Origin of the sequence: Marinobacter qingdaonensis, assembly GCF_034555935.1 — a bacterium.
Taxonomy (GTDB): Bacteria; Pseudomonadota; Gammaproteobacteria; order Pseudomonadales; family Oleiphilaceae; genus Marinobacter; species Marinobacter qingdaonensis.
Map to the genome: position 1 here is coordinate 153,826 of NZ_JAYDCJ010000003.1, position 26,572 is coordinate 180,397.

General features: G+C 61.2%; 21 protein-coding genes and 1 tRNA gene. 5 read left to right on the plus strand and 17 right to left on the minus strand.

Going from position 1 to position 26,572, the window contains the following annotated elements; translation table 11 throughout:
• Positions 1-141: 141 nt before the first annotated feature.
• Positions 142-480 carry a hypothetical protein gene (locus U5822_RS03985; RefSeq protein WP_322854330.1) on the plus strand — a complete coding sequence of 113 codons (339 nt, stop codon included), beginning with the start codon at positions 142-144 and terminating at the stop codon, positions 478-480.
• Positions 481-490: 10 nt separating this feature from the next.
• On the plus strand, positions 491-1,621 hold the full coding sequence (locus U5822_RS03990) for a phospholipase A (protein ID WP_322854331.1): 1,131 nt from the start codon (positions 491-493) through the stop codon (positions 1,619-1,621).
• A gap of 90 nt (positions 1,622-1,711) precedes the next feature.
• Here U5822_RS03990 and U5822_RS03995 read toward each other — a convergent pair whose 3' ends face one another.
• The 12 genes from U5822_RS03995 to U5822_RS04050 all read right to left on the minus strand — a co-directional run bounded on the left by U5822_RS03995 (position 1,712) and on the right by U5822_RS04050 (position 13,150).
• Positions 1,712-3,064, minus strand: coding sequence for a phosphohexomutase domain-containing protein (locus U5822_RS03995; protein ID WP_322854332.1), 1,353 nt, complete (start codon positions 3,062-3,064; stop codon positions 1,712-1,714).
• 9 nt (positions 3,065-3,073) lie between these two features.
• On the minus strand, positions 3,074-3,550 hold the full coding sequence (gene bfr / locus U5822_RS04000; protein ID WP_322854333.1) for a bacterioferritin: 477 nt from the start codon (positions 3,548-3,550) through the stop codon (positions 3,074-3,076).
• A gap of 140 nt (positions 3,551-3,690) precedes the next feature.
• Positions 3,691-3,897 (minus strand): bacterioferritin-associated ferredoxin, encoded by a 207-nt coding sequence (locus U5822_RS04005; protein WP_322854334.1) that lies wholly within the window; start codon positions 3,895-3,897, stop codon positions 3,691-3,693.
• A gap of 99 nt (positions 3,898-3,996) precedes the next feature.
• On the minus strand, positions 3,997-5,289 hold the full coding sequence (gene pepQ, locus U5822_RS04010; protein ID WP_322854335.1) for a Xaa-Pro dipeptidase: 1,293 nt from the start codon (positions 5,287-5,289) through the stop codon (positions 3,997-3,999).
• Positions 5,282-6,196: a LysR family transcriptional regulator gene (locus tag U5822_RS04015; RefSeq protein ID WP_322854336.1), complete on the minus strand. Its 915-nt coding sequence runs from the start codon at positions 6,194-6,196 to the stop codon at positions 5,282-5,284. The genes pepQ and U5822_RS04015 overlap by 8 nt, the downstream gene beginning before the upstream one ends.
• Before the next feature lie 60 nt (positions 6,197-6,256).
• Positions 6,257-7,273 carry an ABC transporter ATP-binding protein gene (locus U5822_RS04020; protein WP_322854337.1) on the minus strand — a complete coding sequence of 339 codons (1,017 nt, stop codon included), beginning with the start codon at positions 7,271-7,273 and terminating at the stop codon, positions 6,257-6,259.
• On the minus strand, positions 7,270-8,268 hold the full coding sequence (locus U5822_RS04025; protein ID WP_322854338.1) for an ABC transporter ATP-binding protein: 999 nt from the start codon (positions 8,266-8,268) through the stop codon (positions 7,270-7,272). Before U5822_RS04025 ends, U5822_RS04020 begins: the two co-directional genes overlap by 4 nt.
• A 16-nt stretch (positions 8,269-8,284) precedes the next feature.
• Positions 8,285-9,217 carry an ABC transporter permease gene (locus tag U5822_RS04030; RefSeq protein WP_322854339.1) on the minus strand — a complete coding sequence of 311 codons (933 nt, stop codon included), beginning with the start codon at positions 9,215-9,217 and terminating at the stop codon, positions 8,285-8,287.
• Positions 9,214-10,263, minus strand: coding sequence for an ABC transporter permease (locus U5822_RS04035; RefSeq protein WP_322854340.1), 1,050 nt, complete (start codon positions 10,261-10,263; stop codon positions 9,214-9,216). The genes U5822_RS04030 and U5822_RS04035 overlap by 4 nt, the downstream gene beginning before the upstream one ends.
• An 87-nt stretch (positions 10,264-10,350) precedes the next feature.
• Entirely contained in the window at positions 10,351-11,913 is a 1,563-nt protein-coding gene (locus U5822_RS04040) for an ABC transporter substrate-binding protein (protein WP_322854341.1), read from the minus strand.
• A 156-nt stretch (positions 11,914-12,069) separates the two neighbouring features.
• On the minus strand, positions 12,070-12,792 hold the full coding sequence (locus U5822_RS04045; protein ID WP_322854342.1) for an LrgB family protein: 723 nt from the start codon (positions 12,790-12,792) through the stop codon (positions 12,070-12,072).
• Complete coding sequence (locus U5822_RS04050) at positions 12,785-13,150, minus strand: CidA/LrgA family protein (protein WP_322854343.1); 366 nt, start codon at positions 13,148-13,150, stop codon at positions 12,785-12,787. Before U5822_RS04050 ends, U5822_RS04045 begins: the two co-directional genes overlap by 8 nt.
• Before the next feature lie 75 nt (positions 13,151-13,225).
• Here U5822_RS04050 and U5822_RS04055 point away from each other — a divergent pair, with 75 nt between their 5' ends.
• Positions 13,226-13,768, plus strand: a complete 543-nt coding sequence (locus U5822_RS04055; protein ID WP_322854344.1) for a YaeQ family protein — start codon at positions 13,226-13,228, stop codon at positions 13,766-13,768.
• Positions 13,769-13,865: 97 nt separating this feature from the next.
• Positions 13,866-13,942 (plus strand) — tRNA-Arg (locus tag U5822_RS04060).
• 68 nt (positions 13,943-14,010) lie between these two features.
• Here U5822_RS04060 and U5822_RS04065 read toward each other — a convergent pair.
• The 4 genes from U5822_RS04065 to U5822_RS04080 form a co-directional block, all read right to left on the minus strand.
• Entirely contained in the window at positions 14,011-15,534 is a 1,524-nt protein-coding gene (locus U5822_RS04065) for a flavin-containing monooxygenase (protein WP_322854345.1), read from the minus strand.
• Between the two features lie 44 nt (positions 15,535-15,578).
• Positions 15,579-16,415, minus strand: coding sequence for an SDR family NAD(P)-dependent oxidoreductase (locus U5822_RS04070; protein WP_322854346.1), 837 nt, complete (start codon positions 16,413-16,415; stop codon positions 15,579-15,581).
• A gap of 33 nt (positions 16,416-16,448) precedes the next feature.
• Positions 16,449-17,321 (minus strand): metal-dependent hydrolase, encoded by an 873-nt coding sequence (locus U5822_RS04075; RefSeq protein WP_322854347.1) that lies wholly within the window; start codon positions 17,319-17,321, stop codon positions 16,449-16,451.
• Positions 17,322-17,539: 218 nt separating this feature from the next.
• Positions 17,540-21,022: a PAS domain S-box protein gene (locus U5822_RS04080; RefSeq protein WP_322854348.1), complete on the minus strand. Its 3,483-nt coding sequence runs from the start codon at positions 21,020-21,022 to the stop codon at positions 17,540-17,542.
• A gap of 378 nt (positions 21,023-21,400) precedes the next feature.
• Here U5822_RS04080 and U5822_RS04085 point away from each other — a divergent pair, with 378 nt between their 5' ends.
• Positions 21,401-23,692 carry a 7TM diverse intracellular signaling domain-containing protein gene (locus U5822_RS04085; RefSeq protein WP_322854349.1) on the plus strand — a complete coding sequence of 764 codons (2,292 nt, stop codon included), beginning with the start codon at positions 21,401-21,403 and terminating at the stop codon, positions 23,690-23,692.
• Between the two features lie 66 nt (positions 23,693-23,758).
• On the opposite strand, the gene U5822_RS04090 is transcribed toward U5822_RS04085, so the two are convergent.
• The gene (locus tag U5822_RS04090; RefSeq protein WP_322854350.1) at positions 23,759-26,392 is read right to left on the minus strand and encodes a bifunctional diguanylate cyclase/phosphodiesterase; all 2,634 of its coding nucleotides are present in this window, start codon (positions 26,390-26,392) and stop codon (positions 23,759-23,761) included.
• Positions 26,393-26,572 lie beyond the last annotated feature (180 nt).

Consider the following 26,572-nt stretch of genomic DNA (forward strand, 5'->3'; position numbering starts at 1 on the left):
TGAACCCTGCCAAAAAAACCAAACGGCAGAATCCGCGGTTCGGTTCAACCGGCTGGATTGCCATTTCGTAAGTCAAACAGCGTTTTGCCGGTCATACGATTACCATAAACTGGTGTTAACTCTCTGAATTCAGGACCCACTATGCCTCAACCCGACATGCCCTCGCCTCACCCGCTGCGCAAGCTGCTGCTGATTGCCGAATTCACCGCCCTGGCCATCCTGCTGGGGTCCATGGCCTGGCTGTCCGGCCAGACCGGGGACGGCGGCCAGATCCAGCCGGCCTGGCTGCTGATTCCGGCGTTGGCCAGCCTGGGCGTATTCCTCAGCTTCATCGGGTTGATGTACCTGCGCTGGGTCGCGGCGGCGGAGACCGCCAACCGGTTCCGTCACAAAGTCATCTTTTCGCTGCTGGCCGTTACCCTGATCGGTGTCTGGGTATACGGCGTGGCCAATACCTGGTTCAGTCTCTCCGCCAGTTAAGGACTCACTGATGCGCTCATTCCTGTCTGTTTCACCGGTTTTTGGCCTGGCCCTGGTGGCCGGCACCGTCGGCGCCCAGCCAGCCAGCAACTCGGAAGACACCGGAGGCCAGGACGATGCGGCCCAGCTGCTGTCGGCCGAGGAATGCGCGCTGATCGAGAACGGGGTGCGCCGGCTGGCCTGCTACGATCAGGTGCTGGATCCCAACCAGGCCCGGGAGCAGGCGCCGCCGGACAAGGTCCAGCAGGTCGAGCAGGAAGCCGACAAGACCTTGCCGAGCCGGGAAACCACGGTGAAGGAAGTGGCCGCGGATGGCGACAGCGACGAGGGCGTGATGGCCGCCCTGGTGGATCGTTACATTGCCGCCGAGAAGGCGGTGTTTTCGTTTTCCGGCAGCTTTGTCGGCTACCGGCCGACCTATATCCTGCCCATCAGTTGGGTCAAGGATCCGAACCCGAACCCCGTCAGCCCCCGCCTGGGCGGCACCGACTACGACTACGATCTGGAACGGGAGGAAGCCAAGTACCAGATCAGCTTCAAGGTGCCGCTGCTCACCGGTCTGCTCGACGACCGCACCACCATGTGGTTCGGCTACACCCAGAAGTCCTTCTGGCAGGTTTACAACCGGGACGAGTCGGCCCCGTTCCGGGAGACCAACTACGAGCCGGAGATCTTTCTGCGCTACCAGACCGATTACAAAATCGGCAAGGGCACACTGAGCGCGGTCACCCTCGGCTTCAATCACCAATCCAACGGCCAATCCGAGCCGCGGTCGCGCAGCTGGAACCGGGTGATGGGCTCAATCGCCTACAGCTACGACCGCTGGCTGTTCATGATCCAGCCCTGGTGGCGCATTCCCGAGGGCGACAAGGACGATAACGCCGACATCGAGCGTTATCTGGGCCACGCCAACTACACGGCGGTGTACAAGCTGTCCGAGGATCGGACCTTTTCCCTGAGCCTGATGAACAACCTGCGGTCGGACAACAAGACGTCGGTGGAGTTTGGCTACAGTTTTCCCATGGGGGATACGGTTAAGGGCTTTTTCCAGTACTACAACGGGTATGGGGAGAGTCTGATTGACTACAACGAGCGGATTGAGCGGATCGGCATCGGGATCATGCTGAACGACTGGCTCTGATTTTTGGCATAGGTGTTTGGGCAAGCGGTCAGGGCCTGCGAGCTGATCGTTTGCCGCCCGGCTGAGGCATGCCAGTCTCTACTTCCCAACTTACCCGTTCAGCCGTTCCATCTCCGCCAGCAACTCTTCGGTCTTCGCTTCCATCAGCGGGATATCAGCCCGCGATTCCACGTTCAGTCGCACCACCGGTTCGGTGTTGGACATGCGCAGGTTGAAGCGCCAGTCGTCGAATTCGATGCTGACACCGTCGACGTGGCTGACCTTGTTGGCGCCGACGCCGTACTTGGCTTCGATGGCGGCAATCACTTTGGGCGGGTCGGCGATGGTGCGGTTGATCTCACCGCTGGCCGGGTAAGCGTCGATGCGGGCGTCAATCAGTGACGACAGGGTCTGGCCGGACTGGCACAGGCGCTCGGCCACCAGCAGCCAGGGGATCATGCCGCTGTCGCAGTAGGCGAAGTCCCGGAAGTAGTGGTGCGCGCTCATTTCGCCGCCGTAGGCCGCGTCTTCGTCGCGCATGCGCTGTTTGATGAAGGCGTGGCCGGTCTTGCTTTCGATGGCTTGGCCGCCGGCGGCCGCCACCAGGTCCAGGGTGTTCCAGGTCAGGCGCGGGTCGTGGATGACTTTGCCGCCGCCGGTCTTGCGCAGGAACTGGTCGGCCAGCAGGCCGACGATGTAGTAGCCCTCGATGAAGCGGCCATTCTCGTCGAAGAAGAAGCAGCGGTCGTAGTCGCCGTCCCAGGCGATGCCCATGGCGGCGCCCTGGGCGATGACCGCGTCCGCGGTGGCGCTTCGGTTTTCCGGCAGGATGGGGTTGGGTACGCCGTTCGGGAAGTGGCCGTCCGGCTCGTGGTGCACCTTGACGAATTCGAACGGCAGATGCTGTTCGAGTTCGTCGATCACCAGTCCGGCGCCGCCGTTGCCGGCGTTGACCACCAGGGTCATGGGCTTGAGGGCGGTGGCGTCGACATAGCCCAGCAGGTGGTCGATGTAGGCGCTCATCACTTCCAGCGGCTCATAGCGGCCCTGCTCCGGCGCGTCGGCAAAGGGTTCCGGCACCCGGTTGCGGATGTCGTTCAGGCCGTTGTCCGAGCTGATGGGCCGGGACTCCGGGCCCACCATTTTCATGCCGTTGTGGTCTTTCGGGTTGTGGCTGGCGGTGACCATGATGCCGCCGTCCATGCCGTAGTGGCTGGTGGCGAAGTAGACCATTTCGGTGCCGCACAGGCCGATGTCGAACACGTCGGCGCCCGCAGCCATCAGGCCGGAGCTGAGGGCTTCGGCGATGTCGGGGCTGGACAGGCGGATGTCGTAACCGACGATGACGCGCTTGGCGCCGGTGATTTCCACGTAGGCCCGGCCGATGCGCTCGGCCAGGGCCGGGTTGAGCTGGTCCGGCACCCGGCCGCGCAGGTCATAGGCTTTGAAACAGGACAGGTCCATGGTCTGAACTTACTCCGCCGAGTCGGACTGCAGCTGGATGTAGTTCTGGATGCCCATCTGGGCGATCAGCTCCTGCTGGGTTTCGAGCCAGTCGATGTGCTCTTCCTCGCTGTCCAGGATGCTGCGGAACAGCTGGCGGCTGCCGTAGTCCTGAACCTGCTCGCAGTAGGCGATGGCTTCTTTCAGGTCGACGTGGGCGGTGTGCTCAATCTTCAGGTCGCAGGCAATCATTTCCTCGACGTTCTCGCCGATCAGCAGCTTGTTCAGATCCTGCAGGTTGGGCAGGCCCTGGAGGAACAGGATGCGTTCGATGAGCTGGTCGGCGTGCTTCATCTCGTCGATGGATTCTTCGTACTCCTTGGCCGCCAGCTTGGTGATACCCCAGTCCTTGTACATGCGCGAGTGGAGAAAGTACTGGTTGATCGCGGTGAGTTCGTTGCAAAGCACCTTATTGAGGTACTGGATGACTTTCTTATCGCCTTTCATGACCGGGCTCCTTGATCAGGGATGAATACGGTCTCTAAGGATAGACGGTTACGCGGTAATAAAAAATTGCAGGCGGGAAACAATCGCAACAAAGCCGGCGCGGCGGCCGGCTTTGGAAAAAACTGAGGCTCTGGCGGGGCTTAGGCGGGTTGCGCCAGCAGGTTGGCCAGTGACAGATAGTCGGGGGTGGTGCACTCGCGCAGGATTTCCCGGGCGGTGCTGGCACAGCGACCGCACTGGCGGCCGACACCCATTTCCTTGCCGAGCTGGCGCATGGACGTTACACCGTTCTCGGCGGCTTCGCGGATCTCGCGATCGGTAACCCCGTGGCAAAGGCACACGTACATAGGACTTCTCTCACTAACGACCAAAAAGTTAGTGATAATTATTGTTATTCGCGTCCGAATTTACAACCCCATGCTGTTAATTTAATGCAACGATCTGTTTCAGCCGCCCGCCTCCCGGGTCAGGTTGCGACTGCCGGCCTCGGTGACCACCACGTTGTCCTCAATGCGAATGCCGCCGCAGCCCCGCAATTCGTCAATCATGTCGCGATCGAGGTGCCGGCCCAGCGGGCCGTCCAGCAGCGGCTCCAGCAGCGACGGTATGAAATAGAGACCGGGTTCGATGGTGACCACCATGCCGGCTTCCAGGGTCCGGTTCAGGCGCAGGAAGGGCGCATCTTCCGGGCTAGGCTGTCGCTCGCCAACCACGTCGTGCACCTGAACACCGAGGAAGTGGCCAATGCCGTGGGGGAAGAAGGCACGGGTCACGCCCTGCTCCACCAGGGCCTGGTCGTCCAGGCCGGACACCAGACCGGCGGCGCTCAGCAGCGCGGCGATGCCTTCGTGGGTTTTGCGGTGGATGGCGACGTAGTCCACGCCCGGCGCCACCATGTCGCACAGCCGGTGCTGCAATCGCTCCAGGCCCTGGACCAGGGCCGCAAAGCGCCCTTCCCCGACGCCCGGGGTGGTGCGGGTGATGTCCGAGCAGTAACCGCGGAAACGCACGCCGGCGTCAATCAACAGGCTGCGGGCCTGAGCGGGCGCGGCGGTGTCGTAATACTGGTAATGCAGGGTGCCGGCGTGCTCGTTGACGCCGATGATGCTGTGGTACGGCGCCTCGGCCTCGGGCTGGCGGGTCGCCTGCTGATAGGCCAGGTTGATGTCGAACTCGCTGCCCCCGGCCAGGAAGGTGTCCCGGGCCGCGGCGTGGCCGGCTACGGCCAGTTCGTTGGCCCGGGCAAGGCAGGCAATTTCGTAGGGCGTCTTGCGCACCCGGGTTTCATCCAGGGCCTGCCGCAGTGCCTCGGGGTTGTGCTCACCGGGCACCTCGCCCAGGAACGCGGGATCGCCGATCACCGCCAGCTGGCCGGTCCGGGCCATGGACGGTGCCTCGCGCTGCTCGCTGAACCGTAGTTCCACGGCCTGGTGCCAGGGCTCCTCGGGCAGCTCCAGGTTGGCGTGCCAGAAATCCACCGGCTGGTACAGCCAGAGTACGGGGGCCTGGCCGGGGCGAATCAGCAACCAGCTGTGCTCCTGGCCGGTCAGGCCGGTCCAGTGCAGGAACGGGCCATACCCCTGGAACTCGAACGCCTGATCATCCCCGTAACGCAGGGGCGCCGCCCCGGAGCTGATCAGCAGGCTGTCGTAGCCGCACTCGGCCAGGGCCTGCTCGTAACGTTGCTGCAGCGTGCGGATGTGCGTCACCTGAAGGGTCAGCAGATCGGTCTCAGACATGTTGGCGTTCCAGTGTGTTCCAGAGGGTTAGAAGTTCGTCGGAGCGGGTATCGCGCAGGCGGATCAGGCGGATCTCCAGCGGCACGTCCCAGCGCTCGTCGCCGGCGCGCACCAGGCTGCCAAACTGCTCGCTCTTCTCGGTCATGCGCTGGGGCAACCAGCCCATGCCGAAGCCCTGCTTCACCAGCGCCTTGATGCTGGCGGACTGGGTGTTTTCATTCAGCGGCAACAGGTTGGCCGCCTGCTTCTGCCGGCCCAGATGGGCCTCGATGGCCGACTGCAGAAACCCGCGGCCATGGTAGGCAATCAGGGGCACCGGCTGCTCCGCGGTCCCCGGCAACGGGTAGCGGGGCTGGCCGGCGTCGTCCATGACGCTGACCGGGACCAGGGCCTCCCGGGCCAGGGTCAGGTGTTCGTAGCGCTCCGGCGTCAGCCGCTCGCCCCAGGGCAGGTCCGGGTGCCAGTAGCACAGGACCAGCTCGCACTCGCCGCTGTCCAGGGCGTCGAGGAACTGCTCGCCGACCCAATTGGTGGCTTTCAGGTTCAGTTGCAGCCGTTCGGCCACCCCGGCCTGGCGGGCCCAGCCCTGGTAGAAGTGGGAGAACAGGCCCTGGGTGGAGCCGACGCTGATCCGGGCGGACGCCTCGGCCTCCATGTCGTGAATCCGGTCCCGGGTGTCCCGCACATCCCGGGTGATGCGCTCGCACAGGTCCACGAACGCCTCCCCCGCCGGCGTCAGCGACAGCGGCAGGGTCTGGCGATTGATCAGGGTCGCACCCATGGCTTCTTCGAGCAGCTTGATGCGACGGCTGAAGGTTGGCTGACTCACGTGCTGCAACTCGGCCGCACGGGAGAAATGGCGCGTGCGAGCCAGCGCCATAAAATCTTCTAGCCAGCGTATTTCCATGGAGTCACCGGGAGGGGCAGTAGACTGTGAACGGCATCATAGCCTAACGCGGGGCCCCTGTTACAACCGCCCCTCTGCCACCGCGTGGCAGGCCACCTGACTGCCCTGATCGGTGGCAATCAGCTGCGGAATTTCCTGCCGGCAACGCTCGTTGGCGTAGGGGCAGCGGCCATGGAACACACAGCCGGACGGCAGGTGCACCGGGGTGGGCACTTCGCCCTGCAGGCGAATGTGGTTGGGCCGGTCGTCCTCCAGCTTGGGAATGGCCGACAGCAGCGCCTGGGTGTAGGGATGCCGGGGCGAGCTGAACAGGGTCTTGGTGTCCGCCAGTTCACACACGCGGCCCAGGTACATCACCGCCACCCGGGTACCGAAATGCTCCACCACCGCCAGGTCGTGGGTGATGAACAGGTAGGTCAGGTTGCGCTTCTCCTGGGCGTCCATCAGCAGGTTCAGCACCTGGGCCTGGATGGACACGTCCAGGGCCGAGATCGGCTCGTCCGCGACGATGAACTCCGGGTCCACCGCCAGCGCCCGGGCGATGGCGATGCGCTGACGCTGGCCGCCGGAAAACTCGTGACCAAAGCGGCTGCCCCAGTCCGGGTCGATGCCCACCGATTGCATCACCTCGGTGACCTTGGCCTTGACCTTGTCGGTGTCCCAGTCCGGATGATGAAAGCGGATCGGCTCTTCCAGGGTCTGCTGAATGGTCATGCGCGGGTTCAGGGACGCATAGGGATTCTGGAAGATCATCTGCATCTTGCGGCGGTACGGCAGCACGTCCTTGCCGTCCAGATTGTCGATGCGCTCGCCGTCGTAATGGATCTCGCCGGCGCTCGGCGACAGCAGGCCCATCACCGTGCGCGCCACCGTGGACTTGCCACAGCCGGATTCACCCACCACGCACAGGGCCTCGCCCTTCTGGACCTGCAGATCCACGCCGTTGATGGCGTGCACCGCCTCCTGCTTGCGGTGGAAGCGGCCCTTCTCGAAGCTGATCTGCTCCAGCAGGCTGCCGGACAGATCAAACCTCTTCTCCAGCCCGCGAATTTCAACCAAGGGGGACGGTGAGGTCATGATTCCGACTCCTGCATGCGTTGCTCTTGCTCAATAAGGTTGCTGACTTCGTAACAGGCCACGTCCACGTTGCCGGACCGGACATACTCCGGCATGGCGCGTTTGCACTGCTCGGTGGCGAATTTGCAGCGCGGGTGGAACGGGCAGCCGCTGGGCACGTTCTTCAGCGACGGCATGGAGCCCGGAATCTGGTACAGCCGATGGCCCGGTTCGCCCATTTGCGGCAGCGCGTTGATCAGGCCCTGGGTGTAGGGGTGCTGGGCGTCGTTGATGATTTCCCGGGTCGAGCCCTGCTCGATGATCCGGCCCGAGTACATCACCAGCATGCGCTGGGTCACCTGGGACACCACACCGAGATCGTGGGTGATCAGCATCAGTGCCACGTTGTCCTGCTCACACAGTTCCAGCAACAGCGCCATGATCTCGGCCTGGATGGTGACATCCAGCGCCGTCGTGGGTTCGTCGGCGATGATGATTTCCGGGTCCAGCAGCAGCGCGATGGCGATGATCACCCGCTGGCGCATACCGCCGGACAACTCATGGGGGTACTGGTCCAGCCGCTTTTCCGGCGACGGAATCTGCACCTTGGTGAGCTTGTCCAGGGCGATGGCCCGGGCCTCTTTGGTGCTGATCCGGCGATGGGCCTTGATGGCCTCGACCATCTGGGTGCCGATCGACAGCACCGGATTCAGGGTCATCATCGGGTCCTGGAAAATCATCGCGATGCGGTTGCCGCGGATCTTGCGCAGCTCACGCTCGCTCATGGCCGCCAGGTCCTTGCCCTCGAACAGAATCTGGCCGCCGGCGATGTAGCCGGGTCGGGCAATCAGGTTGAGGATGGAGAACGCCGCCACCGATTTACCGGCGCCGGATTCGCCCACCAGGCCCAGGCGCTCGCCCTTGTCCAGGCTGAAGCTGATGCCGCGCAGGGCGGTCAGGTCGCCGCCGCGCACGGCAAAGCGAACATCCAGATTTTTTACTTCCAACAGTGCCATTACTTTCCCCTGCCTTTTAACCTTTGTAGAGCCGTGGATTCATGACATCCCGCAGCCAGTCACCCAACAGGTTGATGACCAGCACGAGCACCACCAGCACCAGGCCGGGGATCAGGGTGATCCACCAGGAACCACTCTGGATGTAGTCAAAGCCGGACTTGATCAGCGAGCCCAGGGACGGCTGGGTTTCCGGCATGCCCAGGCCCAGGAACGACAGCGCCGCCTCGGAGATGATGGCGTTAGCGATCTGCACGGTGGCAATGACGAAGATCGGCGACAGGGTGTTGGGCAGGATGTGCCGGAACATGATCCGGCGGGTGCCGAAACCCATCACCTTGGCGGCATCGACATACTCTTTCTTCTTCTCCGCCAGCACCGAGGCGCGCACGGTGCGGGCGATCTGCGGCCATTCGGCCACGCCGATGATGAAGATCAGCATGTAGATGGCGATCTCGCCAAACATCAGGTTGCCGAAGCTGGCCTTGAACACGGCGCCAACAATGATCGCTACCATCAAGGTGGAGAACGACAGCTGCACGTCGGCGATGCGCATCAGGATGGAGTCGACCCGGCCGCCCAAGTAGCCGGCCAGCAGGCCGAACAGGATACCCAGCACGGCCTGCAGCACCACGGCACCAAAACCGATCACCAGCGACACCCGGGTGCCGTACAGGATGGTGGACAGCATGTCCCGGCCCTGGGCGTCGGTGCCCAGCGGGAAGGCTGCATCGGCGCCGCTCATGCCCACCGGCGGCAATTCCGAGTTCATGATGTTGATCTGGGCCAGATCGTAGGGGTCGGTCGGGGCCAGCAGCGGGGCAAACACCGCCGCGGCCACCATCAGCACCAGCACCAGAAAGCTGACAATGGCAATCTTGTCGCGTTTGAAGCTGTACCAGAGGAAGGAGTCGCGAAAGCGATCCCAGCGGGAAATCGTCGCCGTCGTCATGCTTTCTTACCTGTCAGTTTAACCGTGGGATTCACCAGGCCGTAGATCAGATCCACGATGGTGTTGGTAATCACGAAAATCAGCCCGACCACCATCAGGTAGGCCACGATCAGCGGGATGTCACTGCGGGTGATGGCTTCCAGGAACATCAGGCCCACGCCCGGCCACTGGAACACCGTCTCGGTCAGGATGGTGTAGGCCACCATGGTGCCGATCTGCACCCCGCCAACGGTAATGACCGGCAGCATGGTGTTCTTCAGGGCGTGCAGGAAGTTGATCCGGCCCGGCTTCAGGCCCTTGGCCCGGGCGTAGCGCACATAATCGCTCTGCAGGACTTCCATCATTTCGGCCCGGATCAGGCGGATGAACAGCGGCAGCATGATCGAGGCCAGGGAAATGGCCGGCAGGATCAGGTGCAGGATGCCTCCGGTGGAGAAAAAGCCGGAGTGCCAGGTGCCGAACAGGTGCGTCAGTTCGTCACCGCGACCGTAGGACGGCAGCCCGCCCTCGGTGGACAATGCGCTGTTCAGGCCCTGGCCCCAGCCAGTGTCGGACGGGAACCAGTCCACGGTGACCCCGATGGAGAACAGCTGAATCAACACGATGGCGGTCAGGAACACCGGGATGGAAATCCCGACGGTGCTGACCCCCATGAAAAATTTGGACAACCAGGCCTGGGGCCGGATGGCGGCGTAGACGCCAATGGGCACCGAGAAAAACAGGATGATCAGGCTGGCGCCGATGGCCAGTTCCAGGGTCGCTGGCAGGTGTTCAAGGATGACGTCCAGCGTCGGCTTGCCGTAGAAGTAGGAAATGCCCAGATCGCCCTGGATGGCATTACCGGCAAAGCGCAGGTATTGGACGACCAGAGGATCGTTCAGACCCATTTCTTCGCGGATGGCTTCGCGCTCCTCCTCGGAGACCGACATACCAACCATCTGTTGAAGGGGATCCCCCAGGCCATCCTGGATGGCAAAGGCAATCACACTGATCACAAACATGACCAGCAGTGCCTGGGATATCCGCTGAACCAAAAACGCTAACATGGATAGATTCCAGAATTTGCTAAAAAGCGTGCTTCAAATAAAAGGCCGGCGCCGGGACCTCCGACGCCGGCCAGCCTTCAGAGGCGCTTACTCGACGACCAGGTCACCCAGGTACGGGAAGTTCATCACGTTCAGGATCGGCTCGATCTGGACGTTCTTCTTGCTGGCCCAGGCCAGGTCCTGCCAGTGCAGCGGGATGAAGGCGGCGTCGTCGTACAGACGCTGCTCCACGTCCTGCAGCATGGCGGCACGCTTGTCCAGGTCGGTCTCGACGTTGGCCTTGTCCACCATCGCGTCCAGCTCCTCGTTGCAGTAGTTACCCGCGTTGTACTGGCCAGAGCCGCTGTCGGCGTCCGGGCAGAAGGTCAGGAACTCGAAGAAGTTGGCGGAATCTTCGGTGTCCGCGTGCCAGCCAATCATCATCATGTCGGCAGCGCGGTTGTCGTATTCCGGCCAGTACTGCGCCTTCGGCAGGGTCTTCAGGTCGACGGTGATGTTGATGCGCGCCAGCATGGCGGCTACCGCCTGGGCGATCTTGGCATCGTTCACGTAGCGGTTGTTCGGCGCCATCATGGTGATGGTGAAGCCATCCTCGTAGCCGGCTTCCTTCATCAGCTGCTGGGCCTTGGCCACGTCGAAGCGTGGAGTCAGAGCCGGGTTATGGCCTTGGTAGCCTTCCGGTGACATCTGCGCCGCCGGAGTGGCGAAGCCCTTCATGATCTTGGCGGCAATGCCTTCCTGGTTGATGGCGTAGGCGACGGCCTGACGCACGTTCGGATCCTTGAACGCCTCAACCCGCTCCTGGTTCATGTGGAACAGGATGATGCGGGTGCCGCTCATGGTCACCAGCTCGGAGTTCTTGTCATTGCGGATGCGTTCCAGATCGGTCGGCGGCACCGGCGCAATAAAGTCCACACCGCCGGACAGCAGCGCGGAGACGCGGGTGTTATTTTCTTTGATCGGAGTCAGCACGATCTTGCCGACGTTGCCCGGGGACTCGGTGTCCCAGTAGTCGTCAAAGCGCTCGAATTCGAGCCGTACGCCCTGCTGGCGGCCGGTGACGGTGTAGGGACCGGTGCCGGACATGTTGGTGGAGGCGAAGGAGTTGCCGTGCTTGACGATGGCGTCCTTGTCCTGGCCGTCCTCGGTCTTGCCGCTGTAGAACTCGCTGTCGAGCGGGAAAATGTAGGTGGCGGTGTTCAGCAGCAGCGGGTAGGGCTCGCTGGTGACCAGCTCGAAGGTGTAGTCATCAATGATGTTGATGCCACTGAACGGCTTGAAGATGGCCTTGAAATCCTGGCTCTGTTTCAGGCGGTTGAAGGTGAACTCGACGTCTTTGGTGGTCAGCTCGTTGCCGGAGTGGAACTTGACGCCTTCGCGCAGCTTGAAGCGCATGGTCTTGTCGTCGATCCGCTCCCAGCTCTCGGCTAGGCGGCCGTCAAAACCCAGCTCTTTGTTCCAACGAACCAGCGGGTCAAAGGTCATGTGGGACAGCTGCAAGATACCACCAGACAGTTGCTCGTGGATGTCCAGGGTTACCGGGTCGGCGTCGTACGCCATCTTCAGTTCCTTGTTGGCTTCGGCGGACATGGCCACCGGGGCGGCCGCCAGGGCCATGGAACCAACAAAAGCGGTCAGTAGTTTTTTCATCGCGTTTTCCGTCGCTGTTTTAAGAATTTTGCGGCGCATCGGTACACGTTCGCACCAGATGTCTGCGCTAAAAACTAGTCGGGGAATCCCCTAACAGCAATCGAAATTGCGACATGGCGTTATTCGCGAGGTGAATGACCTAATACCGTGCAGGCATTAAAACCAGAAAAACAGCGGCAGAATCAGCGCGGTAAACACCCCGGTCAACCCCATGCCCAGGGAGGCAAACGCGCCGGCGGTGTGGCTGATTTCGAACGCCCGGGCGGTGCCGATGGCGTGGCCATTGAGCCCGAGGGCGAAGCCGAGGATGCGATCGTCGTCGATGGCCAGGGGCCTGGCCATCAGGTCCACGAAGGCGGTTGCAACCACGCCGGTGATCAGCAGACCGCCCATCATCAGGGGCACCGAGCCACCCAGCTGCTCGGTGATGCCGATGGCGATGGGCGCGGTGACCGACTTGGGCGCCAGGGACGCCAGCACCTCCGGCGTGGCCCCCAGGGCCCAGGCAATGACCAGGGCATAGACGGCGGCCAGCGTGGCCGCCAGCGGCAGGGTGCACAGGATCGGACGCCACAATGCGCGGATGTGGTGCATCTGCTGGTACAGCGGAATGCCCAGGGCCACGGTCGCCGGCCCCAGCAACAGCATCAGCCACTGCGCGCCCTGCTGGTAGCGCTGGTAGTCCAGGGACAGCAGCGCGATGGTGGCAGACAACAGCACCGCCGACAGCACCACCGGTGGCAACCAGATCGGGCGCCCGATCCGAGCGAACACGCCGTTGCCGGCAAAGAACGCCCCCAGGGTCAGGGCGATGGCCAGCACCGGCGTCGCCGCCAGCGCCTCGGGCACTGCAAGCACACGGTCCAGCCAGTCAGTCATGGATCGTTGTCCGACGGCCGCCCCGAACCAGGGCCTTCATCAACAGCAGCGTGGTCACCACACTCAGCAGGGTGCCCAGCAGCAGCGCCGCCGCCACCGCCAGCCACTGGCCCTGGAACTGCCCGGCGGTGAAAAAGACCCCGACCACGCCCGGCATGATCAGCAGCACCAGCACGGAAATCAGACTCTGGCTGGCGCTGGCCAGGGCATCACTGACCTCACCCCGGACCATCAGGGTCAGCGTGATCGCGATCATGCCCAGCACACCGCCACTGACCGGCACCAGGAACACCAGCCGCAGGGCCTCACCCAGCATGAAAAACAGCAAGAGAATCAGAAAACCGCGCAACATCGACATGGAGTCATGCTCATCCCGGACAGAATTGCACTACACTAGCGCAAACTCACAGCTTGTCACCACTTCGGACCACCCATGGCGCTCAAAGCAACCATCTTCAAAGCCACGCTCAACATTGCCGACATGGACCGCCACTACTACGCGGACCACCACCTGACCCTGGCCCGGCACCCGTCGGAAACCGACGAACGCATGATGATCCGCCTGCTGGCGTTCGCCCTGAACGCCGACGAGCATCTGGAATTCACCAAGGGTCTGAGCACCGACGACGAGCCGGAGCTGTGGCAGAAAAGCCTGAGTGACGAGATCGAGCTGTGGATCGAGCTGGGCCTGCCCGAGGAAAGCCGGCTGCGCAAGGCCTGCAACCGGGCCAAAAAAGTGGTTCTGTACACCTACGGCGGGCGCGCAGTGCCGGTGTGGTGGGACAAACACCACCACAAGCTCAGCCGGTTCGACAACCTGACCGTCATCAACCTGCCCCAAGAGGCCACCGAGGCCCTGGCCGAGCTGGCCCAGCGCAGCATGCACGTTCAGGTGACGATTCAGGACGGAGAGGTCTCGATCAGCAACCAAGACGACCTGGTAAGCATTACCCCGCAACGCCGCTACCCGGAATAAAACCGCATTAGCCAATCATGCCGTGGGGGCTGGACAGAGCCCCGCTGCGCACGTAAGATTGCGCACTCGAAATTAACGCATCGCGTTAACTTTCGTTCCGCCCGTAGCTCAGCTGGATAGAGCGTTGCCCTCCGGAGGCAAAGGTCATAGGTTCGAATCCTATCGGGCGGGCCATATTCCATAAAAAAAGCCCGCCTAGTGCGGGCTTTTTTTGTGCGCGAGTAATCAGCGAATTCCGCAAGCTAGGCGGCCGTGCGTTTCTGCGCCGAACCGTAATGCACATCGTAATCCGCCAGATTGAAGCTGCTCAGCCGTTGCCTCAGTGCCTTGAGCGACCAGGGCCAGGCGGCAAAGTTGCGGCCATTCTGATCCAGGTAGTAGCTCTTGCAGCCACCGCTGTTGAACACGGTGGTCTTCAGGTGCTTCTGTACTCGGGCATTGTGCCGCGCCAGGACCGTCGGATTGACGGTAAGCCGGCTGATGCCCCTGGCCTTGATCGTTTTGAGGCCATCGATGATGTAATCCAGCTGCGCCTCCGCCAGGCTGATGAAGGAGTCATACACCAGCACGTTGGGCCCCAGCACCAAGAACGCGTTGGGCACATCCTTCAGGGCGGCGCCCAGGAAGGCTTCCGGTGAGCTGTTTTTCCATACCTCCGACAGCCGCTCGCCCCGGGCATTCATCACCCGGCGGCCGATGGGTGGGTGCGAGACCTCAAAGCCGGTGCCCCAGATGATGACGTCGACCTCATGGCGCTCGCCGTTGGCTGCGATCACGGTATTGCCGTCCACGGCCACCAGGCCATGGGGAATCAGGTTGGCATTGTCCGCCTGCAGGGCCGGGTAATAGTTGTTGGCGAACAGGATCCGCTTGCAGCCCAGGGTGAAATCCGGGGTCACAGCCTTGCGCAGCGCCCTGTCTTTCACCTGGACCCGCAGTAGCTGCCTGGCGGCGGCGCTTACGGGCTTCAGGGCGGCTGGGTTACGCAAACCAAAGTTGATCGCGTTCAGGGATTGGGCCACGGTCTGGCGCCACACCTGCTGGATGACCGGCAGCTTGTCGATCAATTGCTTGCTGGTGTCACCCAGGTTCATGTCCGGCTTGGGCAACACCCAGGGCGCGGTGCGCTGGAACACGTGCAGCTCTTTCACCTTGGGCTGGATCTGCGGCACAAACTGGATTGCCGAGGCGCCCGTGCCGATCACCGCGACCCGTTTCCCGGTCAGGTCGTAGTCGTGGTTCCACTTGGCGGAGTGGAACATTTCGCCCTTGAACGTCTCCAGTCCCGGCAGGGCCGGTATCTGGGCTTCGGTGATCGGGCCGGTGGCGAACACCACGCTCCGCGCCAGGATCTGGGCCTTGTTGCCGCCGACGCTGGTATCCAGTACCCACAAGGCCTGGTTCTCGTCCCACCGGGCGTTGTCCAGTTCGGTGCCAAAGTCGATCAGTTCGTTGATGCCGAAGTCCGCGCTGACCTCTTCCAGATAGCTGAGGATTTCCGGCTGACGGGCGAACAGGTGGCTCCATTTACTGCTCGGCGCGAAAGAGAACGAATACAGGGAGGACGGCACGTCACAGCCGCAACCGGGGTAGGTGTTCTCGCGCCAAGTGCCACCCACCCGCTGGGCTTTCTCGATGATCCTGAAATCGTGGTAGCCGGCTGTCTTCATCTTGATTGCCGCACACAAACCCGAGATGCCGGCGCCAACGATCAGGGTGTCGTAGATGCGCGGCTCAGCGGCCACGCCCTGTTTTGCTTTAGCCATGGGATACAGTCTCTGTCATTCGATTCGGAGGAACCGCTTGGGGCTCACTTGACGAAGCGGTAGGAAAAGCCGAGCAGGTCGGCGTACAGGTTGGGCGACACACGTTTCATGACCCAAAACAGCTTGGCGTCGATCTGGGGCGTGGTGTAGAGCTCGCCCTTGTCCAGACGGTTCAGGGTCAGCTTCGCCACGGAGTCGCTGGTGGTGAGGGCGTAATTCATCAGGGCGTGGTCCGCCAGCTTCGAATAGCGGGCCGGAATGCGGCCATCCTTGATGATGTTGGTGGGTACCAGGGTCGGGCACAGCACATTGATTTTGATGTTGTCGCGCTTGAGTTCCGCGTACAGAGTCTCGGACAGGGCGCGCACCCCGGCCTTGGTCACGTTGTAGGCACTCATCTCCGGCGCCGCGGTATAGGACGCGGCAGATGCCACGTTGATGATGGCGCCCTGGCCCTGCTTCTTGAAACGGGGCGCGAAGTAATGGCAGCCGTGGACCACACCCCACAGGTTCACATCCATCGCCCACTTCCAGTCCTGCAGGCTCAGCTCGTCAAACCGGCCACCAATGCCGACACCGGCGTTGTTGATCAGCAAGGTGACCGGATGGCCGAGGAGCTTCTCCGACTGCTCGGCCAGTTTCTTCACTTGGGCCGCCTTGCCGACATCACAGGCCATCGCATAGGCCTGCCCGCCCGCCTGTCCGATCAGCGCCACGGTTTCCTCGGCACTGTCCAGGTTCAGATCGGCACAGACCACCGCGGTATTGCGCCTGGCCAACTCCAGGGCAAAACTGCGGCCGATACCACTGCCGGCACCGGTCACCACGGCGTAGCCGTCGTAGCTCGGCTTACGGGAACGAAACTTCAGAATATTCAGCATGGCTTTCAGCCCTTCAGGTCACATGGGATTCGTTCAGGCACGCAGGCCCGGCACGAACTCTCGGGTCAGGTAGGGCGTCAATAGCCCGGTGTCGGGGTGCAGCAGCTTCTCTTTGTAGTACTCGAGGTAGGCACTGGTGTCGTGATCGTTGGGGTGAAAATCCCGGCGGGCGTAATCCAGAATGTGGCCGATGGTACTGCCATACACGCCTTCTTTCGGTCCGGCGATCAAGGCCAGGCTGCGCTTCACGTCCTTCCAGTAGGCCAGGCTCAGCAGGTTCGAAGGCTTGCGAATAACCGGGATCAGTGAACCGCCCAGGGGCACCAGAAACAGGATGGTGAACGCCGCCAGGGCGAAGCCCCGCATACGCAGGGCGTAATCGCCGGACAACTCCTGGAACACGTCGTAGGCGATGTCCTTGTGCTCGGACTCCTCCAGCATGTGCCACATCCACAGCGCACGCTGTTTCTCGTCATCGGAGGCGTAGAACACCGCTTCATTCTTCATCATGTATTCCGCCAGCACCGCCGTGAAGTGCTCGATACCCGCCATCAACGACAGCTGCATGCGGTTCGAGAGTTTCTTGAAGCCGTGCTCGAACACCTTGTCCGCCAGCAGACGGTAGAAGGTCACCGGGAACCGGTGCTCGGCCAGCACATCGTTGAACTCGTTGTGCATCTTGGAGTGGATGGCCTCCTGACCGATCAGGGCGGTCACCAGCCGCTTGAGTTCCGGATCTTTCACGAACTGCCGGTGATGGCGCGCGGTATCGATCACCAGGTCTTCGCCGAAGGTCAGAAAGATCGACAAGGCCTCAAAGTAGGCGGATGCCAATTCGGTGTTCCGGTAAAAGGTATCGTCCAGTTCCCTGGCGTCGAACTGGAAATCCATATGGCGGATGGGCACCTCGGATCGCCTCCGGGTGCTTACTGGGGCATGTTGGGGAGTCGTTGCTGTCGTCATTGGAGCCACCTGTCCATTGCTGCGTTCGCTTATGGACAGGAGCATATCGAGGTTTTCCGGCCTTGCCTCTGGCCCAACCCCCAATCGGCCTCGGATGGCAAACCTTAGACCTTAAAAGGCAAGATTTGGGCAGGTTTAGTGAACGCTACAGGCCGATGGGACTAGCCGGAATACACCGGCTTTTCCCGGTGCCTGGAGTTCCGGTCCTGGATTCGCTCATCCAGGGCCACCAGCAGATCGCTCGGGGTAATCTGGGATTTGAGCAGGACCGACTCGACCTTGCGGGCTTCAACGGGGGTCAGTTCGGTGCCCGATAGCACCAGGACCCGCGCCTCCGGCTGGCGGGCGCGTATTTCCGGCAACAGATCCCAGCCCGATCCATCGGGCAGCCCAATATCCAGAACAATCACATCGAAGCGCTCCAGGGCGATGCGCGCACGGGCCTTACGCACCGAGTGCTCCAGCTCGAACTCAAACCGGTCGCCGGCCATGGCGCGAATGACCTGATGCACGTCTGCATCATCCTCCACGTGCAGGACACGGGCCTTGGACTGCTTCGAGGCGCCCAGCAGTCGTTCGAGCGATTCCATCAATCGCCACTCGTCTATGGGTTTGGCCAGCCACTCGATGCCGGAAAACTCACCGTTGATGGCCAGGCGGCCTTCTTCCATTTTCGCGGACAGCACCATGATCGGCAGATCCTGGGTGTCGGGCTGCGACCTCAGTTGGCCAATGATATCCATGCCGCTGATGTCCGGTAGCATCAGGTCAAGACTGATGGCGTCGTAACGGGTTTCCGCCAGTGCCGCCAGCGCCTCCCGGCCCGTGTGAGCAATATCAATGCGATAGCCACTGCGGGTGAACAGGATACCCAGCACCTCGGCCACATCCGGTTCGTCTTCCACGACCAGAATCCGGGGCGCACCCAATTGCACCGGTGCTTCCGGATTCACATCGGGGTTGAATCGATCCTTATCGATCAACGGCAGCTCAAACCAGAACGTCGTGCCCTGGCCCTCCACCGAGTCAAACCCCACGCAGCCACCCATGTGCTCGACCAACTCACGGGTGATCGCCAGCCCCAGGCCGGTGCCGCCTTTCTGACGGGTGTCGGAGGAATCGGCCTGGGAGAATTTCTCGAAAATACGCGGCTGGAATGCCTCAGGGATGCCCGGCCCCTGATCCGTCACCGTCACCCGCGCCTGACCCGACACCTGCTGCACCGACACCCGGACGGTACCGCCCTTGGGCGAGAATTTGATGGCATTGGACAACAGGTTCGCAAGCACCTGTTGCAGTCGCTGACCATCCACGCGGACATCGGCAGCCGTCGATTCGGGGTCCAGCGCCAACCGGACCTCCTGCTTGCCGCCAAACGTGCGATGACTTTCCAGGGCCTGCTCGATGAGTGGCAGCAGCGGCTCCACCTTCATGTCGAACTGCAGCTTGCCGGCGCTGATCTTCTCGATATCGAGCAGGTCATTGATCAGATGGGTGAGGCGCAGGCTGTTGTTCTGGGCAATGCCGATCATGTGCTGGACCTTGTCCGGCAACTCTCCCAGACCGCCGCCGATCACCAGCCCCAGGGCGCCGGAAATGGAGGTCAGCGGTGTGCGCAACTCGTGACTGACGGTGGAGACAAACTCGGTCTTCATGTGCTCCATGCGTTTGCGTTCACTGATGTCCCGCACCATACCCACGAACAGAGGCTGCTCGTGCTGCGTGATCTCCGACACCGCGATTTCCATGGGGAACAGGCTGCCGTCTTTGCGTTGCCCCTCCACTTCCCGATCAACGCCGAGAATGCGCGCCACACCGGTGCTCAGGTAATTGCGCAGGTAGGTGTCGTGGGCCTCCCGATGCGGACTGGGCATGAGCATGCTGACGTTGTGCCCAATCAACTCGCTCGCCTCGTACCCGAAGATGCCGATTGCGGCCTGATTCGCCGACTGGATGATGCCGCCGGCGTTGATGGTCACCAAGCCGTCCACCATGTTGTCGAGAATGGCCTGAGTGTGCCGGGCCTGCTCCCGCACCTCCTTCTGCGCCCGCTTGGTCTCGGTGATGTCGACACCGATGGCCACGATGAATTCGACCTCGCCCTGCTCGTCCGCCAGCACCGCATTGGACCAGTCGTACAGGCGACGCGTGCCGTCGCGCATCACCCACTGGCTTTCATGCCGGGCGGGAACGCTGTCCTTCGTCAGCCGTTCAAAAACGGCCGCGACCCGCTCCCGGTCCTCCGGCGGCGCCAGGTACTGCCAGCTGATCTTGCCCTCGATCTCGTCCGCGCTGTACCCGGTGGCGATTTCCGCAGCCTGGTTGAAGCGGACAATCCTGCCGTCACGGTCGAGTACCGCGATGATCGCGCCAGCGGCACTGAACAGCGCGGCGTTGAAATCACGCAATTCACGAACCCGCCCAGCCAGCAGACCGGACATTTCACGCAGGCTTTTGCTGAGGCCGGCGTATTCGGCAATGGGGCTGTCGGGCAGTTGCGGCCTGACTCCCTGGCTGATCTGGCCACTCAGATCCCGGCTGGTGCGGGCCAGCTGACTCAGGGGGTGGGTGAGCCATTGACTCAGGAGTCGGGCCGCCAGAATCCCCAGGGCCAGGAGCCCGACGAGGAAGGCAAACATGCTGACGCTGCCCTGCTCCAGCGTCTGGACCAGAGGTGTCGCCGGCTGTTCCAGGATCACTTCGGTCACGCCTTGCCCGCCGTCGATCGGCACACGGACCTGGTAACGCCCCTGCTTCCAGCGGGGCATGGCCGGCATGTCACCGCTGGGCAGCCAGATGGACAGGCCGTGGTCCAGGGCCTGCAACTGGCCGGGGCGCTCGGACAGGCTCGCCACTTCCCCTGCCCGTGCCAGGATCTGGCCATCCGATCCAAGCACGGCGATCCCGAGGTCGTCACGTGGTTGCCCCGGGAGCAGACGCTCTGCCCATTGCCCGGACGCGTCATTCCTGAGACGGGCTGCCACATCGCCCGCACGGTCCGACAACCGTTCGGCCATGAAGGCCTCCAATTGCCCCCGCTGGTTGTGACCTTCAACAATCACGGGCACCGCACCGGCAACCAGAATGGCCGTCAGGAGCACGTGGAACAGGAGACCGGGCAACCCAGCGCGGCCCAAGATCCGTTGCTGGCCACCACGCCAATACAGTTGCAGGCCCAGGGTGATCAGTCCGGCAAGCAGCGCGTTGAACAGGCCGTTCAACGGTTGCTTGAGGGTAATCAGGGTGGCGGCGTGCCACTCCATCCCCATCACCCCGCGATAGAACAGAAGCACCAGCGGCGCACCCAGCACCAGCCAGAACGCCAGGTCAGCCAGGACCAGGTTGTCCTGCCCTCGTCGGTACAGCGCGCCCACCACCAGGGCCTCCAGGGTGAAGATTACCAGGGCGTAGGGATGCCCCCACAACACCAGGGTGTAGAGACCGCCGGCGATGGCCACCAGCGTGGCCGGAACAATGCCCAGAAACCGGACCGCCAGCATCACCAGGATAGAGCCGAAGATAAAGCTGACGCCAAAGAACAGGGGCAGGCTGAGGTAATTTCCCCCTACCGCCAGCAGGGCAAAGACAAGGGTGGCCAGGGCTTTGCCACCCGGGCTGACTACCGAGGCTTCAGAAACGTTCATAGGGGATTCCCTGTGCCTGTTGTTCGATCAATGAACCAGACATTCGCTCCTGCATTTCAGGCACACACCCATGCCGGCGCAGGTAACGCTGATGCTTTGGACTATAGACCATCCCGGGATGGGAGTCGGCGTGTCGGCGTGTCGGCGTGTCGGCACAATGCAAAATTTGGTTTAACATCCTACTGTGAAGCTATACATGGAGCACCCTTTTTATTAGGCTCCAACGTGTCGTCACCGACCACACACCAGTCCCAAATTCAGCGCCACATCAAACCATCCTTATTGTTCAAAACCTGAGAAGGCATCGACAGCTAGATGATCCACAAATATTGGAGCGCCCCAAGGCTCCGCGCACTGCTCGTTTTCGTTTTCCTTTTGTTGTCGGCACCCGCATTCGCGGCCGACGATGCATCGGGCTTTCTGGATCTGGAAGCCCGAATGGAGGTCTTCGAGGGTGATTGGGATCGTTCAACCCGTCCGGCCCAGGCGCGGGACGGCTGGGTACCGCTGAGCACGACTTCCTTCAGGGCGCAGGACCAGAGGCAGTTCATCTGGTTGCGCACCGAGCTGACGCGTTCCGAACTTACCAGCAAGCCGTGGCTGCTGCTGCACCCCTACGCCCAGAACGTGCACGTCTACATTGATGGTGAGGCGACCACCGCGGAGCCGGTGACCTATTGGAGCCACCCGGAACGGCGGCCCGTGCCGCACCACTTCCTGGCCATCCCCCTGGACACGGTGGCACTGGATCCGCAAGTCGACGAGCACACGGTCCACATTCGGATCGAGCCGCACATGCACATCAACACCTTCTTTTACCTGCTGGATGACCGCGAGCTGGTTGGTGAACTGACCTTTCATACCATGCTGGCCTTTGCCCTGCTCGCCATCATTGTCATCATGGCGGTCTACAACCTGTTCCTGTATTTCAGCGTGGGTGACAAGGTCTACCTGATCTACGTCGCGGCGTCCCTGGCGACCCTGGCCTACTCTGCGCTGCTGACGAACGTCCAGGTGTATTTCCTCGATGTCACCGACTTCTCCCCCAAGATCGGGTTTGTCGCCGGCCTGGGCTCGTTGATTCTTCATGTCTTTCTCTTCCAGCGACTGCTGGACACCCGAAAGCATTACCCACGCATCCACAAGATTGCCTATGGGCTCTCCGCGTGCGGCATTGCCTGGCTGTTCACGGCCCCACTGCTGACCTTCAACGTCCTGCTGGCCGGCTGGATGGCTATAGGCTACACGGTATATTTGGGGGCGCTGATCCTGGCCTGCCCGTTGGCGAAAAACGGCTATCGACCGGCCCGGTACTTCCTGGTCGGTTGGATCCCCTATCTGGCGGCCATTGTCCTGACCAGTTTCGAGTATGCGTCGTTGATTGAGCCCACCAACTGGGCCTCGTACTTCGTCCCGGCGGCGCTGTCATGGGAAATGGCACTGTTCTCCCTGGCGCTGGCCTCCCGCATCACCATCTTGCGGGATGAACGGGACGCGCTCCAGGCCCGCCAGATCAGGGTCAGCGAAAACGCCCGGAAAGCCCTCGAGCGCAGCAACCGCATCAAGGACGACTTTCTCAATGCGGTCAGCCACGAGCTGCGCACGCCTCTGCACACCATCCAGGGCCAGCTGGACCTGCTGCGGGAAGCACCGCTCAATGGCGAACAAAGCGAAGCCTTCCAGCAGATAGAGCGGGCCAACCTGCGCGTAACCCGGCAGGTCGGCGGCATTCTGGATTTCGTCGACGCCCAGGGTGAGAAGCTGCTCAGCTCACCCCAGGTGTTTGAGCCACAGTCCCTGTTTGACCTGCTCGACAGCGAATTCAGGGAGGCGGCGATGGCCAAGCCAGTGTCGCTGACCTTCCGCCTGCACGACGAGGTGCCGGCCAAGGTCTCCATGGACGGCCTTATGCTGGAGAAGGTGCTGTACCAGCTCATCGACAACGCCGTGAAGTTCACCCCCGCCGGAGGCCAGGTGCTGGTTCAGGGCTCTGTGCAGCCGGACGACTCGGCGTTGCGGATCCTGGTTACGGACACCGGACCGGGCATTCCGGAGGACCAGCGGGAGAAGGTGTTCCAGGCCTTCATACAGGGCGAGGCCGGCCTTACCCGTCGTTATGGCGGCGTCGGCCTTGGCCTGCCCCTGGCCAGCTCACTGGTTAGCGCCCTGGGTGGCCAAGTCCAGCTCGTCGAGTCCTCGAGCCGCGGCACCACCCTGGAAGTCACGGTCCCCTACGGCGACGTTCACCAGGCTGGCACCGATGAGCCAAGCTCGGAGCGCGCGGAGTCCTTTAACCCGGCGCCGAGAATCCTGGTGGTGGAAGACGACGCCGCCAACCGGATGATCATTCGCAAACAGCTGGAACGGATCGGCGTGGAATCAGAGGGCGTGCAAAACGGTCACGAGGCAGTGGAAGCGGCCATGAACGAAGCCTGGGACCTGATCATCATGGACTGCCAGATGCCGATCATGGATGGCATCGAGGCCACCCGGGAAATCCGACAGAAAGCGGCCGCCAATCTGGATACCCCAATCATTGCCGTCACCGCCAACGCCAGCGAAAGCTTCCGCCGCCAGTGTCTGACCGCTGGCATGGACGACTACTACACCAAACCACTGCGGCTGAAACAGTTGAGGGATATTATTGCCCAAAACGTGACCAACCGGTGATTTGGGTCCGCGCCCGCTAGTTGCGCCTCACAGTGTTGTTCGAGGCCTGGTCTCACGGACAACCGCCTAATCTGTGGCCAAGGCTACGTCCAGGGATTGTTCGAGAGCTTGAACATTCCCTGGGCGTCCAAGGTGGAATCCCTGGAAACGATCACAACCCAGGTTCGTCAGGAACTCATGCTGCTGGGACGTTTCAATGCCCTCTGCCACCACCCGCATACCAAGGTTATGCGCCATATTGATAATCGTTTCAATGATGATCCACGCATTGCCCGAGGCGTGTTCCCCACTTTGCTGCACGAAGGACTTGTCAATCTTGACTTCATCGAAAGGCAATCGCGATAGGTACGCCATCGAGGAAAAACCAGTACCAAAATCGTCCATGGCAATCTGAATCCCATGGGCCCGAAGCGCCATCATCTTACGCAGCGTGTCATCAAGATCCGACAACACCATGGATTCGGTTATTTCCAGGCACAGCCCGGCCGGCCTAATGCCTGACTCATCTACAATACGGACAACTTTTTCAACAAAGTCAGCCTGATGAAATTGGCGCGAACTCACGTTGACCGATACCGTGATCTTTCCTGCCTGCGAGCGCCCCTCCCAGAGGGCAAGTTGACGGCATGCTGAAGCAAGAACCCAATCACCTATTTCAACGATCAATCCGTTGTCTTCTGCAATCGGTATGAACTGTGACGGCGGAACTTCCCCCCTGACCGGATGATTCCAGCGCAACAAGGCCTCAACCCCAACACACTGCCCCTTCAAACCGACCTGCTTCTGGAAAGCCAGAGAAAACTCCTCCCGTTCCAATGCATGCCGGAGCTCCACTTCCAGTCGAAATCGTTGCGCAAGAATAGACTGGGTGTTTGGATCGTAAAAACGAATAACACTTCGCCCCGCCGCTTTGGCTTCGTACATGGCGGTGTCCGCTCGTTTCAGCAGCTCCTCACGAGATTCCGTGTCCCCGCAAAAAAGCGTGATACCAACACTCGTTTCACACTTGTATTGGTGTCCGTTCAGGTTGATCGGATCACGCAGTAACTCGAGCAGATCCTCAGCCATGCTTTCTGCGTGGCGAGCCGCAGCGTCTTCATCACTGCCCAAGTGATTAACGACAATGACAAACTCGTCCCCGCCCAAACGCGCCACCGTATCCGTCTCTCGAAAATTCTGAATGAGAATGCCCGCCAGCTTCCGGAGCAGTTCATCGCCAAACGAATGACCCAGGGTATCGTTGAGGCTCTTGAAATCGTCCAGGTCCATGAAAATGATGCCGCCATACATACCGTTTCGACGAGAATTCGCCAGAGCCTGTTCGATTCGATCCTCGCAAAGACGACGGTTCGGTAAACCGGTCAAATCGTCGTAAAAAGCCAATTCGTGGATTCGGGCTTCCGCGCGCTTTTTTTCGCTGATGTCGGTAATGAAACCACTCCACAGCATCGTCCCGTCGGGCAATAAATCAGGTATTGCGTTGCCATCGAGCCAGAGCTCATTGCCATTCAGACATACTCTATATTCGTGGCGCCAAACGCTGAGCTTTGCCGCCGATTCCCTGATCGACGCCAACAAACCTTCTACATCCTCAGGATGGATTACCTGCAAGAGTTTTTTGGCGTCATGTTTTACATCTTCCGCAGTCATTCCATAGACCGAGAGAATAGCGTCGCTTGCATAAGGCATGCATATCCGGCCGTCAGGCCCGACTTGCAACTGGTAGACCATGCCCGGCAACCTCGAAACCAGTTTTTCGAAGCGATCCTCAAGCTGCTTTGCTTTTTGGGCAGACCGTGCCGCGCGATCGTCTGACGCCATTATTCTGGATCGCAGTAGCACGACACCGGTGGACATCAGAAGTATCAGCACACAGCCAAGCGCCACAATGCTGAGGATCAAAGGTTCACCAAAGGTAGCCGTCCCCGTTAACAGACGTTCAGGTTCTTCCGGCACGAACACAGTTGCCGCCATAGCTACGTAATGCAGACTGGAAATGGCAATCCCCATCGATATGGCACTGATAAGCTTTGGGAGCAGCGGGGTTTCTCGAGAGGTATCGATCCCCCGTTTCTGCAGGACGAATCGCGGGACCGCCAGCGCCACCCCTGCCATGATGACACCGACGGAGATCGAGAGGGCAAAAAGGCCTGGGGTGTAATACATTTGAGCCTCAACCATCATGGCACTCATACCGACGTAGTGCATGAGCGCAATCCCGCCCCCCATCAGAAGTCCCCCACAGGCTATGCCTAGCGAAGTCGGCGTGGGTGCCTTAAGGACGTTCAAGGCCATGAAGCCCGCAGCGATCGCAGGCACTACAGAAATCAGAGTCCAAACCGGGTCAAACCGCACTTCGATAGGTAACTTGAACGCCACCATCCCGATGAAATGCATCGTCCAGACACCAACGCCCAGTGCCAAAGCCCCACTGACGTGCCACCTAACTCGCACTCGCTTGGTTTGGGTGTCCCGCATAAGATCAAGGTGACAAATACCGGCGAAAGCAGCCAGTGAAGCAATCAGGACCGATAGTGCAACCAGAGGCAGGGAATATTCGCCGACAAACGCAAGTTCGGTCGGCGTGGTGGTATCAACAAAGCGGAGGCTATTCATGAGCTGTGTCTGTTCTTGTTGTGGTGTATCACTTACAGCCCATGAAGGCGCGCAGTGTTCAAAACTGGTTTGTTCGCCGAACATCAATGGTACTTGATCCGCAGTCGATCCTTTAGATAGCAATCCTAAAAATTACAGTTTTTAACGTCCTGACGAAATCTCCCTCATTGTCGGCATCAAAATCACCAACTCAGAACCGCTGAGACCTCCAGCCCCATCATTAAGTTTGAACCATTTAGGCGAAACTCCGTGTAAGACAACATC